12 protein-coding genes are annotated in these 10182 nt (G+C 55.6%); 2 read left to right on the top strand and 10 right to left on the bottom strand.

The window, feature by feature from the left end:
* Positions 1 to 139 precede the first annotated feature (139 nt).
* From AFL22_RS19595 to AFL22_RS19550, 10 genes are all read right to left on the bottom strand, one after another.
* Positions 140 to 1114: a glutathione S-transferase family protein gene (locus AFL22_RS19595; RefSeq protein ID WP_052271980.1), complete on the bottom strand. Its 975-nt coding sequence runs from the start codon at positions 1112 to 1114 to the stop codon at positions 140 to 142.
* 76 nt (positions 1115 to 1190) lie between these two features.
* On the bottom strand, positions 1191 to 1604 hold the full coding sequence (locus AFL22_RS19590; protein WP_010256522.1) for a DoxX family protein: 414 nt from the start codon (positions 1602 to 1604) through the stop codon (positions 1191 to 1193).
* Positions 1605 to 1806: 202 nt separating this feature from the next.
* Positions 1807 to 2091 (bottom strand): YqjK-like family protein, encoded by a 285-nt coding sequence (locus tag AFL22_RS19585; RefSeq protein ID WP_010256526.1) that lies wholly within the window; start codon positions 2089 to 2091, stop codon positions 1807 to 1809.
* Positions 2091 to 2486: a phage holin family protein gene (locus AFL22_RS19580; RefSeq protein WP_010256529.1), complete on the bottom strand. Its 396-nt coding sequence runs from the start codon at positions 2484 to 2486 to the stop codon at positions 2091 to 2093. The genes AFL22_RS19585 and AFL22_RS19580 overlap by 1 nt, the downstream gene beginning before the upstream one ends.
* A gap of 2 nt (positions 2487 to 2488) precedes the next feature.
* On the bottom strand, positions 2489 to 2794 hold the full coding sequence (locus tag AFL22_RS19575; protein WP_010256532.1) for a YqjD family protein: 306 nt from the start codon (positions 2792 to 2794) through the stop codon (positions 2489 to 2491).
* Positions 2795 to 2829: 35 nt separating this feature from the next.
* On the bottom strand, positions 2830 to 3204 hold the full coding sequence (locus AFL22_RS19570; RefSeq protein WP_010256536.1) for a DUF1090 domain-containing protein: 375 nt from the start codon (positions 3202 to 3204) through the stop codon (positions 2830 to 2832).
* A gap of 194 nt (positions 3205 to 3398) precedes the next feature.
* Positions 3399 to 3746 carry an EnvZ/OmpR regulon moderator MzrA gene (mzrA, locus tag AFL22_RS19565; RefSeq protein ID WP_010256540.1) on the bottom strand — a complete coding sequence of 116 codons (348 nt, stop codon included), beginning with the start codon at positions 3744 to 3746 and terminating at the stop codon, positions 3399 to 3401.
* On the bottom strand, positions 3746 to 4420 hold the full coding sequence (locus tag AFL22_RS19560; protein ID WP_010256544.1) for a DedA family protein: 675 nt from the start codon (positions 4418 to 4420) through the stop codon (positions 3746 to 3748). The genes mzrA and AFL22_RS19560 overlap by 1 nt, the downstream gene beginning before the upstream one ends.
* Positions 4421 to 4744: 324 nt before the next feature.
* On the bottom strand, positions 4745 to 5521 hold the full coding sequence (exuR, locus tag AFL22_RS19555) for a transcriptional regulator ExuR (RefSeq protein ID WP_022623920.1): 777 nt from the start codon (positions 5519 to 5521) through the stop codon (positions 4745 to 4747).
* An 86-nt stretch (positions 5522 to 5607) separates the two neighbouring features.
* The gene (locus tag AFL22_RS19550; RefSeq protein WP_010699779.1) at positions 5608 to 6912 is read right to left on the bottom strand and encodes an MFS transporter; all 1305 of its coding nucleotides are present in this window, start codon (positions 6910 to 6912) and stop codon (positions 5608 to 5610) included.
* A gap of 399 nt (positions 6913 to 7311) precedes the next feature.
* Here AFL22_RS19550 and uxaC point away from each other — a divergent pair, with 399 nt between their 5' ends.
* Complete coding sequence (uxaC, locus tag AFL22_RS19545; protein ID WP_052271979.1) at positions 7312 to 8727, top strand: glucuronate isomerase; 1416 nt, start codon at positions 7312 to 7314, stop codon at positions 8725 to 8727.
* Between the two features lie 2 nt (positions 8728 to 8729).
* Complete coding sequence (locus AFL22_RS19540; RefSeq protein ID WP_052271978.1) at positions 8730 to 10178, top strand: tagaturonate reductase; 1449 nt, start codon at positions 8730 to 8732, stop codon at positions 10176 to 10178.
* Positions 10179 to 10182 lie beyond the last annotated feature (4 nt).

The raw sequence follows: 10182 nt of genomic DNA, 5'->3' as shown, positions 1-10182 counted from the left end.
CTATCAAGACGGTAGCTGACATGCTCGGCCCGCGCCATCCCTGGCGCGGGACGCTTTCCTCTTCTGACCCTGTTCCCTTCGCGTTTAGATTGTCATTGCGGTCAGATTGTATCTGCTCCCTGCGCGATATGCAGGCAGCTTAATCGCGGCCGTGCGGCTCGTCCCAGTCAAACGCCGGGCCCAGCGAAATGACGCCATTCGGATTGATGGTCTTGTGGCTGCAATAGTAGTGATGACGAATATGCGGCAGATTAACCGTCTCTGCGATACCAGGCATCTGATAGATATCACGCAGGAAACCACTCAGGTTTCTGTAGTCACTGATGCGATGGCGATCGCATTTAAAGTGGGTCACATAGACCGGATCAAATCGCACCAGTGTGGTCCACAACCGCAGATCCGCTTCGGTCAGTTGATCGCCAGTAAGATAGCGATGCTGGCCTAAAATCTGCTCCAGACGCGACAGCGAATGGAACAGCGCAGTGACTGCCTCGTCGTAAGCGGACTGAGAAGTGGCAAAGCCTGCTTTGTAAACGCCGTTGTTCACGGTGTCGTAGATCCAGCTATTCAGTTCATCAATCTTTTCGTGCAGAGCAACAGGATAATAATCCCCGGCACGGGCACCGACAGCATCAAACGCACTGTTGAACATGCGGATGATATCGGCAGACTCATTGCTGACGATGGTGTTCTGCTGCTTGTCCCACAATACCGGCACGGTTACGCGGCCACTGTATTGCGGATCGGCGTGCAGATAGAGCTGATAGAGGAACTCATTCTGGTAGAGCTTATCGCCGGTCGCATCCTGAAAACTATCATCGAACGTCCAGCCATTCTCCAGCATCAGCGGATGCACCACGGAGACATCGATCATGCTATCCAGGCCCTTCAGCTGACGCATCAGCAGCGTGCGGTGCGCCCAGGGGCAGGCCAGCGAGACATAAAGATGATAGCGGTCGCGTTCGGCGACAAATCCCGCTTTACCCACCGGGCCAGCACTGCCATCCGCGGTAACCCAGTTGCGGAAAGCCGACTCTGAACGCTTGAAGCGTCCGCCGGTAGATTTGGTGTCGTACCAGGTGTCATGCCAGACACCGTCAATTAACTGTCCCATAATGGCTCCAATGCAAACAGGGCGGGGAAATGTCCCCGCCCTGCTAAGTATATGTGGCATTACGCTTTATGTGAGATTAGCGCGCAATCGCTGGCTGTGTTTTTCTTTTGCTGATCAGGCGATCAATGCTGTACGCACCTGGACCCACCAGACCTAACACCAGGAAACCACCGGCGATAGAGAGGTTCTTCATGAACATCAGCTGGTTCACGCCTTCGGCAAAGTTACTGTGGAACAGAAACGCGGTCAGGATGGTGAAGCCTGCAGTAAACAGGGCAGTGAAACGTGTCAGGAAACCAAACAGGATAGCCAGACCGCCGCCAAACTCCAGCAGGATAACCAGCGGCAGCATAAAGCCCGGGACGCCCATTGCTTCCATATATTGCTGAGTACCTGCATAACCGGTGATTTTGCCCCAGCCAGCCGTAATGAACAGGATTGGCATCAGGATGCGAGCCAGTAACAAACCAACGTCTTCGAATTTTTTCATCATTTACTCCAGCGCTATCAGGGATGCAGGGCAAGCTGCCCGCAAGGTTTATGCCCGCTGAAAGCAGTATTGCGTTCATTGGGTTGATAGCTGGAGATGATAGTCGCGGAGTGGAAAGGTTGTAAGCGAGATATACTGTCAGTGTTTTTCAGAAATTCTGATGAAGAAAAGCCGGCCTTTTCAGGACCGGCTTTTAGCAAAATTAACGCGGTGGCAGAGCGGACTTGATCATGCGCCAGGTACTCCAGGCGCCGAATCCCCGTTTTACCCAGCGTAACAGCATGTTGGGACTGCGAACGGAGTAGATAGCCAGCGCACTGCTGCCAATGGCCAGGTAGCGGCGCAAGCTGAGGAAGGTGAACCAGCCGCGATCGTAATGGGCGGTGCCTTCCAGCCAGTCACGCCGCGCAGCGCTTAAATCCAGCCGCTGCTGCTGCACATGCTTAAGCAGTTCATGGATGCGTTCTTCACGCTCGCGGCGGCTCATCAGCGCTGGTCCTCAAGTAAATCCCGGTCTGTTTCCAGCTCCTTGCGCGTGTGGCGCAACAGCGTGGACTGACGTGATTTGTGAAGCGTCCAGAGCCCCAGAATAACCGCCAGCAATAGCAGCGTGCCGGTCGTGATGCCAATGGCCATCAGACGGTACTGCGCATCCACTGCCCAGATAATCAGAACCATCAGGCTCATCAGACCAAATGCAGTGAACAGCATTGTCAGGCCAACCATCAACAGCAGCTGAATCAGGTTAGCTTTCTCGTGCTCCAGTTCCACCACTGCCAGACGAACGCGTGTCTCGACCATGCCAACCAGCGTGGTAACAATGCGCTGGCCGATGTTAATGACCCCTTTAGCCGGGCCGTGGTTATGCTGTGAGTCAGCCATAATTATCGACGCGAAATGAGCATGCCCAGTGCGACGCCAATCGCTGCACCGATACCCACACCATGCCATGGATTTTCACGCACGTAGCCTTCGGCTTTTTGCGCCGCTTCGCGGGTGGTCGCAGCAATGCGCTCGCTTGATTCGCCCAGACGTTCACGTGAGCTATCCAGCGCCACACGCGCTTTATTGCGAAGTTTATCCAGCTCGCCTTTGGATTTTTCAGTGCTGCTGCTCAGCACCTCTTCCAGGGTATCGGCCAGGTTTTTCAGTTCAGCACGCAAATGTTCCGATGATGTGTCTTTAGACATAAAATACTCCTTTAACATCAGTTGGTTAGTTCCGATTAATAGGGCTCCGCCTGTAACTTTTTCAGCTCCCGGCGCGCTTCATCCAGTTTTTGTTGTCGCTTAGCAATCTTCTCCTTGTCATGGCCCTCTTCACGCTCTTCCCTGAGTGCGTGCTCACGCTCAGCAACTTTCTGCTTCTGAGCGTTAATTCTTTCCAGATGGGCGGCCTCGAGCTTTTTGTCGCTGCAATCGGCCCGGACTTCGGTCAGCGCGCGCTCCAGACCGTTAACCCGGCGCTGGTTGTTATGCTTCTGCGCCATCCCGATTTCACGCTGAATATCCTGCTCTTTCTGCTCACACAGCGATTCTGCCGCCAGCAGCGATCCCGACAGCGAAAACAGCGCGACTCCCAGTAATACTTGATATTTCATTGGTCCTGGACCCTTCCATTGCGACCTGATCCGTCATCACCCGCGTAATCATATGGCTGCGGGTGCTAAGAATCGACTCTCGCTTAAGCATAGACACCCATAGTAAAAAGTTCAAAGAAGACCGGGAGATAGAGCGCCTTTCAGACCGCCGAGCGATGGCGCGACGGTCTGAAAAGGAGAGGGGAGTCGGGGGATTACGCCAGTGAGAGGTGCTGAGAGTGATCGTGCTGCGCCACAATAAAGCCCTGTGGCAGCAGACGGCGTAACACCTTCTGGGCCGCCAGGCTCTGCTCTTCGCTATCAAAATGGATAATCAGTGCATCACCCGCAGGCGTAATGCTTTTGATACGAATACCCTGCGCACTTAATTGCTGGTAGAGATAAAAACCATCGGGCAGGGTGGCGCCAGCATGGGAAACCCGAATCTGCACCACCGTCTCGTGCTTCATCAGACCGGGGACCACACAAAGCGCGACCAGCGCAAAGACGCCAGCGATCAACCACGGTAACCACCGTTTAGGAATAGCCTGCAGCAGTTTCATTACTCGGCTTTCCCGTTCTGATTCGCCTGACGCTTACGCCATATGACCACCAGCGATCCCACCAGACCAAACACCAGCAGCACCAGCGGCAGCATCATCAGGAAGAACATCATCTCATCTTCATAACGACGGAAAATCGGGGTTTTACCCAGCGCGAAGCCGATAACGGTCAGAATCACCACCCACAGGAACGCACTTACCCAGTTGAAGAACTGAAAGCGGGCATTACTGAGGCCTGATAATCCGGCGATGGTAGGCAGCAGAGTACGCACAAACGCGATAAAGCGACCAATCAGCAGGGCAGATAAGCCGTGACGATGGAACATGCTGTGCGCGCGCAGATGATACTGGGCGGGAAGATGGGAGAGCCATTTCTGTACCGTGGGCGTGTTACCCAGCCAGCGGCCCTGTAAGTAGCTTACCCAGCAGCCAAGACTGGCACCGGTCGTTAACACCAGAATCGTCAGAGGGAAGCTCATGGTGCCTTTAGCAATCAGTACGCCGACCAGAATCAGCAGACTGTCACCCGGCAGAAATGCAGCGGGAAGAAGGCCATTTTCTAAAAACAAAATCATAAACAGCACGCCGTAAATGGCCCATACCAGCGTGGGATCGGAGAGGGTTTCGTAGTCCTGCTGCCAGAGGGCATGCAGCAACGATTGCAAAATATCCATCAATTCATTCCTGAACATCATTGTTAAACATGTCCCACAGGGACTTAAACGCAGACCGGCATTTCGTTATAAATTTTAGGAGCGCAGCCTGGGCGGGATTTTCCGGATCCTTCCAGAATTGATTGTTAAATCAGCGACTTTATAACCCCCAGTCGCAAAGGGTAATAAAAGGGCGATAACTGTAACAAAAATCGCCTGTCTGAGACAGGAAAACTCTCTGGCGAACAGGAGTTTTACCTTGTGAAACGGCGTGTAAAAAGGAGCTTTACATGACCTGACACTATTGCAGATTAACTGACCATCTCAGGGCATTTTCAGGCACTTTTAGCGGGCGTTATTGGACCCATCAGGCAGGATGACCGGATTCTCACCAAACATGTATCGATCCACGTTAAATTCAAAATCATCCGCCGTCGCGTTAAACAGCATCTGTTTAGTATTTTCCAGATGTTGCCACATCGCCAGTTTGCTGGCGGCGGGATCTTTGCGCATCAGAGCTTTAAGAATCTGATCGTGGTCGTCGCACCAGCTGAGAATGCTGCGCTGGTCGATGTGTTCGTGAAGTTTGAGCCAGTAGGGATTGTGCAGGCGATGCAGCCACATTTTTTCAACGATGGCGGCTAAGGCACTGTTCTGGGTGGATTGCGCGATACGTACATGAAACTGCATATCCCACTCGGAGTCGCGGAAGTGATCCTCCTGGCGGGCTTTTTCCTGAATCGCCATCAGGTCGATAATGTCCTGACGCGTTACCTGCGTCGCAGCGAACTCGGCCACATTACTCTCAATCAGCTGACGAGCCTGGAGCAGTTCGAAGGGGCCAAACGTGGCGAACTCCAGCTGACTGCTGGTGGAAGCGATGCGGTTCTGCTGCTGGCTGGCAATGACGTGGATGCCCGAGCCTTTGCGGACCTCAACATAGCCTTCAACTTCCAGCATGATGATCGCTTCACGTACGACGGTGCGGCTCACTTCCATCTCTTCGGCAATCAGGCGCTCAGCAGGCAGTTTGTCACCCACCGGATAGATCCCGGTTTCAATGCGGCTTTTCAGCTCGCTGGCCAGCTGTTGATAAAGTCGACGGGATTCAGTGAAGTCCATAGCACAATCCTGGTAGCAGACAGATAAGTTGTTATACCACTTCAGGAGGTGCGAGGAAATGGGCTGGCTTGCGCCAGCCCGGCAGATTAACTGCGAACAGCGCTGGCCTGCGGAATAACGGCTTCAGCATTCAGCTCTGAAATGGGTTTATTTTTCAGAACCGTCCAGATAACGACGGCACCCAGCAGATCAAACACCGCCAGCGCGGCAAACAGCGGGCTGAAGCCCAGCGTATCAGCCAGTGCACCGACCACCAGCGCAAACATGGTGCTGGCGGTCCAGGCTGCCATGCCGGTCAGGCCGTTAGCCGTGGCAACTTCATTGCGGCCGAAAACGTCTGAGGAGAGGGTGATTAGCGCGCCAGAGAGGGCCTGATGCGCAAACCCGCCGATGCACAGCAGACCAATGGCGACGTAGGGGCTGGTGAACAGGCCGATGGTGCCCGGCGCAATCATTAACACCGCACCCATCGTCACGACCATCTTGCGGGAGACGATCAGGTTAACGCCGAACCAGCGCTGAAACAGCGGCGGCAGATAGCCACCGAGGATGCAGCCGAAGTCCGCGAACAGCATCGGCATCCAGGCGAACATCGCAATCTCTTTCAGATTGAAGCCGTAAACCTTAAACATAAACAGCGGAATCCAGGCGTTGAACGTTCCCCATGCCGGTTCTGCCAGAAAGCGCGGCAGGGCAATACCCCAGAACTGGCGGTTACGGATAATCTCCAGTGCTGACATTTTGCGGGTGTTGCCGGTCTGATGCTGCGCTTCCTGGCCGGAGATAATGTAGTCGCGCTCTTCATCGCTCAGCTTCTTCTGCTGTTTCGGGTGCTTGTAAAACACCAGCCAGCTGAGTGCCCAGGCCATGCTCAGCACACCGGTCATGATAAATGCCATCTGCCAGCTGTGCGCCACGATCGCCCAGACCACCAGCGGCGGAGCCAGCATCGCACCGATAGACGAACCCACGTTAAAGTAGCCCACGGCGACCGAACGCTCTTTAGCCGGGAACCATTCGCTGCTCGCTTTCAGTCCGGCCGGGATCATCGCCGCTTCAGCCGCACCGACTGCGCCACGTGCCAGCGCCAGTCCGCCCCAGCTGCCCGCCATCGCCGTAGCGGCACAGAAAATCGCCCACATAATAGCAAACACCGCGTAGCCGACTTTGGTGCCGAGCAGATCCAGTACATAACCTGCCACCGGTTGCATCAGCGTGTAGCAGGCTGAATAGGCCGCAATTATGTAGGAGTACTGCTGCGTGGTGATATGCAGCTCTGACATTAATGTCGGGGCCGCCACGGCAATGGTGTTACGGGTCAGATACCCCAACACCGTACCGAGCGTCACCAGTCCAATCATGTACCAGCGTAACCCTTTGATCTTACGCATCCTCTACCTCTTCCAGTTCTGTATGCGGTCTTGCCGCTGTTGTTATCTGGAGCGGGACAGCACGTGATGCAGCTCTGCTCACGCCCGCAGGTTCTGTATGAGCAACCCTGTTATGACCTTGCCATTTGTGAGTCGCTAACGACCTCACGATGGGGCGAGAGCCTAACTTGTTATACAACTTTAAAAGTTGAGAGCCATCACAAAAAACCTTTCTGCACTGTGGGATACTGGAAACCTGCGTAATGACAGCCATTTAGCGCGATACGGGCGACAAAAACGTCCATAACGGCAGCCAGCCACCGCCGTTTATGCGAGCAGGATCGCAAATAAATCCGTAACGGACTAAAATTGGTATGATAACTTTGGGCCATCAGTGGTTCAGTCGATGAGGAAGCATGTATGTCACGTTTCATGACCGAAGATTTTTTGCTGGATACCGAATTCGCCCGTCGTCTCTATCACGACTATGCAAAGGATCAGCCGATTTTCGACTATCACTGCCACTTGCCGCCGCAGCAGATTGCCGAAAATTATCGCTTCGCCAACCTTTATGACATCTGGCTGAAGGGCGATCACTATAAGTGGCGGGCCATGCGCGCCAACGGTGTGGCTGAGGCGTTCTGTACCGGTAACGCCAGCGATCGTGAAAAATTTGACGCCTGGGCGCGCACCGTGCCGCAAACTATCGGCAACCCGCTCTATCACTGGACCCACCTGGAGTTACGCCGGCCTTTCGGTATTACCGATACGCTGCTTTCTGAGAAAACGGCTGACAGCATCTGGCATCGCTGCAATGAACTGCTGGCGCAGGATAGCTTTACCACGCGCGGCATCATGCAGCAGATGAAGGTGAAGATGGTGGGCACCACTGACGATCCGCTGGATGACCTGCGCCATCACCGCGCGCTGGCAGACGATGCCAGCTTCAGCGTTAAAGTGCTGCCGAGCTGGCGTCCGGACAAAGCGTTTAATATCGAAGCGGAAACCTTCCTGCCGTGGATCGAGACGCTGGAGCAGCTGACGGACATCAGCGTGCAGCGTTTTGACGATCTGCGTAGCGCACTGCATCAGCGGCTGGATCACTTCGCGGCGCACGGCTGTAAAGTCTCCGATCACGCACTGGATGTGGTCTGCTACGCCGAGGCGGATGACGCCACGCTGGATGCGATTCTGGCGCGTCGCCGCAGCGGTGCCGCGCCCAACCCGCAGGAAACGGCACAGTTTAAAACGGCGGTGCTGGTCTGGCTGGGCAGCGAATATGCCCGCCGTGGCTGGGTGCAGCAGTATCACATTGGCGCACTACGCAACACCAATCCGCGCCAGTACCAGCTGCTGGGGCCTGATGTCGGCTTCGATTCGATCAACGACCAGCCGCTGGCCGAACCGCTGGCACGCCTGCTGGGCGCGCAGAATCTTAATAATGCGCTGCCTAAAACCATTCTCTACTGCCTGAACCCGCGCGACAACGAAGTGCTGGCCACTATGGCGGGCAACTTTCAGGGCGAAGGTCAGGCGGGCAAAATGCAGTTTGGTTCAGCCTGGTGGTTCAACGATCAGCTGGATGGTATGCAGCGTCAGATGACACAGCTGGCGCAGATTGGTCTGCTGAGCCGTTTCGTCGGCATGCTGACCGATAGCCGCAGCTTCCTCTCCTACACCCGCCACGAATATTTCCGCCGCTTGCTGTGCCAGATGATAGGCCGCTGGGTGGAGCAGGGTGAAGCGCCAGCCGATGAAGCACTGTTAGGTCAGATGGTACAGAACATCTGCTTCAACAATGCCCGCGATTACTTCGGCATCGAGCTGGGAGCCTGATAATGAAAAGGCTAAACCGTCACGACTTTCCGGGCGCCGTCTATCGCGACCGGGTGATCCAGTTCGGCGAAGGCAACTTCCTGCGCGCCTTTATTGACTGGCAGATCGACTGGCTGAATGAACATCAGGGCACCGATGCCGGGATCGTGGTGGTGCGGCCGCGCAACCGTGAAGTCAGCGACAGCCTGAATCAGCAGGATGGTCTCTATACCACGCTGATCCGCGGGCTGAACGATCAGGGCGAGCAGGTCAGCGAAACCCGGCTGATCCGCAGCCTCAACCGTGAAATCCAGCCCTGGCAGCAGTTCGGCGAATTTATGGCGCTGGCCCGTAATCCTGATCTGCGCATGGTCTTCTCCAATACCACCGAAGCGGGCATCGCCTTTGTCGGCACGGATCAGCTCACCGATCAGCCCGCCAGCAGTTTCCCCGGCAAACTGACGCAGCTGCTGTGGGCGCGCTATTCCCACTTCAACGGCGCCAGCGACCGGGGCTGGCTGGTGGTGCCGTGCGAGCTGATTGACCATAACGGCGACACGCTGCGCGATCTGGTGCTGCGCTACGCCGATCAGTGGCATCTGCCCTCCGAATTTAAAACCTGGGTTCATCAGCACTGCGCGTTCTATAACACCCTGGTCGACCGCATCGTCACCGGCTTCCCGGCGGAAAGCGAGCCGCTGCAACGCGAGCTGGGTTATGAAGATCGCTATCTGGTGGCGGGCGAAGTCTACTATCAGTTTGTGATTCAGGGGCCGTCGGCGCTGTTTAATGAACTGAAGCTGGCGGCGCTGTCGCCGCAGGTTCGGCATGTGGATGACATTGCGCCCTATAAAGCGCAGAAAGTGGCCATTCTCAATGGCGCGCACACTGCAATGGTGCCGGTCGCGTTTCTGGCCGGTATTGAGAGCGTAGGAGAGGCGATGGCCGATCCGGCTATCGCCGGATTTGTGGATAACCTGCTGCGTCACGAAGTGATCCCGACGCTGGACCTGCCTGCCGATGAACTGCACGCGTTTGCCGATGCGGTACAGCGTCGTTTCCGCAATCCGTTTATTCGCCACGCGCTGCTGTCGATTGCCCTTAATGGCATGACCAAATTCCGCACCCGTCTGCTGACCCCACTCCTTGCCGCGCATCAGCAAACCGGCGAGTGGCCGACACACATCACTTTTGCGCTGGCCGCGCTGATCGCTTTTTATCGCGGCGAGTCAGCCGGCAAAAGCTGGCCATTGCAGGACGAGCCGCAGTGGTTACAGCGCTACGCCGACGCCTGGAAAGCACTTGATGCGGATCAGCTGTCACCGCAACAGCTGGTGAACGGCGTACTCAGCGACGCGCAACACTGGGGTGAAGATTTAACCCGTCAGCCCGGACTGGCTGCGGCTGTCACCCAACACCTGCAAAATATCATCGCCCACGGAATGCGTGAGGCGCTGAGCCAACTGAGATAACGCT

It is taken from the genome of Pantoea sp. CFSAN033090 (assembly GCF_001264395.1).
Classification (GTDB): Bacteria; Pseudomonadota; Gammaproteobacteria; order Enterobacterales; family Enterobacteriaceae; genus Pantoea; species Pantoea agglomerans.
This window is presented reverse-complemented; position numbering and strand designations above follow the sequence as displayed.

What these genes read in the sequence shown, in the direction of transcription:
- AFL22_RS19595 (WP_052271980.1), bottom strand. Translation starts at nt 1,114, where the DNA reads ATGGGACAGTTAATTGACGGTGTCTGGCATGACACCTGGTACGACACC.
- AFL22_RS19590 (WP_010256522.1), bottom strand. Translation starts at nt 1,604, where the DNA reads ATGAAAAAATTCGAAGACGTTGGTTTGTTACTGGCTCGCATCCTGATG.
- AFL22_RS19585 (WP_010256526.1), bottom strand. Translation starts at nt 2,091, where the DNA reads ATGAGCCGCCGCGAGCGTGAAGAACGCATCCATGAACTGCTTAAGCAT.
- AFL22_RS19580 (WP_010256529.1), bottom strand. Translation starts at nt 2,486, where the DNA reads ATGGCTGACTCACAGCATAACCACGGCCCGGCTAAAGGGGTCATTAAC.
- AFL22_RS19575 (WP_010256532.1), bottom strand. Translation starts at nt 2,794, where the DNA reads ATGTCTAAAGACACATCATCGGAACATTTGCGTGCTGAACTGAAAAAC.
- AFL22_RS19570 (WP_010256536.1), bottom strand. Translation starts at nt 3,204, where the DNA reads ATGAAATATCAAGTATTACTGGGAGTCGCGCTGTTTTCGCTGTCGGGA.
- mzrA (WP_010256540.1), bottom strand. Translation starts at nt 3,746, where the DNA reads ATGAAACTGCTGCAGGCTATTCCTAAACGGTGGTTACCGTGGTTGATC.
- AFL22_RS19560 (WP_010256544.1), bottom strand. Translation starts at nt 4,420, where the DNA reads ATGGATATTTTGCAATCGTTGCTGCATGCCCTCTGGCAGCAGGACTAC.
- exuR (WP_022623920.1), bottom strand. Translation starts at nt 5,521, where the DNA reads ATGGACTTCACTGAATCCCGTCGACTTTATCAACAGCTGGCCAGCGAG.
- AFL22_RS19550 (WP_010699779.1), bottom strand. Translation starts at nt 6,912, where the DNA reads ATGCGTAAGATCAAAGGGTTACGCTGGTACATGATTGGACTGGTGACG.
- uxaC (WP_052271979.1), top strand. Translation starts at nt 7,312, where the DNA reads ATGTCACGTTTCATGACCGAAGATTTTTTGCTGGATACCGAATTCGCC.
- AFL22_RS19540 (WP_052271978.1), top strand. Translation starts at nt 8,730, where the DNA reads ATGAAAAGGCTAAACCGTCACGACTTTCCGGGCGCCGTCTATCGCGAC.